1 protein-coding gene is annotated in these 1137 nt (G+C 42.9%); it reads left to right on the top strand.

Features of this window, described 5'->3' with window-relative positions; translation table 11 throughout:
- Positions 1-279: 279 nt before the first annotated feature.
- Positions 280-951: an HAD family hydrolase gene (locus tag PQQ36_RS22460; RefSeq protein WP_085761050.1), complete on the top strand. Its 672-nt coding sequence runs from the start codon at positions 280-282 to the stop codon at positions 949-951.
- Positions 952-1137 lie beyond the last annotated feature (186 nt).

Raw genomic sequence — 1137 nt, 5'->3', positions numbered from 1 at the left:
TATACCTTTCGTTCTCAGTGAGGTGCGTGTATCTCATGTTTTTTACTTCTTGGCGGGAGCAAACTTCGTGATTATCGTATCTCACTGTTTTTATGTTCAGAGGTGTCGCACTTCGTACTTGAATCCAAGAAGCATAACAAGGCGTTTAAGTGGGATTTGGCACGCGTGGCATTTTCAGTTTACGTTGAGTTCGGTGGTTACGGCACTGTGCGGTAGCTTTTGTATTGCGTGCCTGCCCCCCTTAACGCGGCGTTATAAATACTCATGGATTGAGCGAAAATGAAAGGAAATATAGATTCAATAATATTCGACGCAGGTGGTGTGCTTATGTTCATCAAAGAGTTCCGCTCGTCGATTATTGAGCGGGTTCTACTCGCGAAAGGTTATGATATTGCCCTAATTGATAGAGCTCTAGCGGACTTGCAAATATTCGATCGAGAATTCTTTGCCAAGTCCAAAATCGTTGACTGGAGTGACGAGAAGCTATGGCTTCAAGAGCGCTCCTTAAGAATTTCAAATTTTGTAAATGGTGATAACTTGCTCGCAGAGCAATTATTCCACGTAGCCTTAGATACGCATCAGTACCAGTTATATAGTGAAACCGTGGAAGTTCTCGAGCAGTTGCGAGAGAAGTATCGCTTATTCGTGTTATCGAATGCGACGGCAACATTAGATTGGGCGTTTGATAGTTTAGGTATTCGGCAGTACTTTGAACAAGTTATGATTTCGTCATACGTAGGTAGTGAGAAGCCTAATCGAGATATCTACGTTCATGCTCTGTCTTCTTTTTCTTTGAGTCCTAGCTCGACGATGTTTATTGATGACAAAGTCGAAAATGTAGTTGCTGCTCAATCGTGTGGTATTCAGGCTTATCATTTACAGCGTAGTAAAGGTGAAAACTTGTCTTCTTTTGCGGAGCTTTTGGTGGCCTCATCGAAACCGTATTTATAACAAGGCGTTCAAGAGGGACTTGGCACGCGTGGCATTTTCAATTTGCGTCGGGTTTAGTGGTTAAGGTGTTATGCGGTCACTTTTGTATTGCGTGCCTGCGCCCCTTAACGCGGCGTTATACGCTTTTGAGGAAATAATCCAATATGAACAAGGTAGTGTTCAGAAATTGCGATGAAAAGAGTGAGT

The sequence above is a fragment of the Vibrio sp. CCUG 15886 genome (assembly GCF_028570825.1).
GTDB lineage: Bacteria > Pseudomonadota > Gammaproteobacteria > Enterobacterales > Vibrionaceae > Vibrio > Vibrio vulnificus_B.
Note: the sequence above shows the minus strand (reverse complement) of the source record. Positions and strands in the feature narration are given on the sequence as shown.

What these genes read in the sequence shown, in the direction of transcription:
- PQQ36_RS22460 (WP_085761050.1), top strand. Translation starts at nt 280, where the DNA reads ATGAAAGGAAATATAGATTCAATAATATTCGACGCAGGTGGTGTGCTT.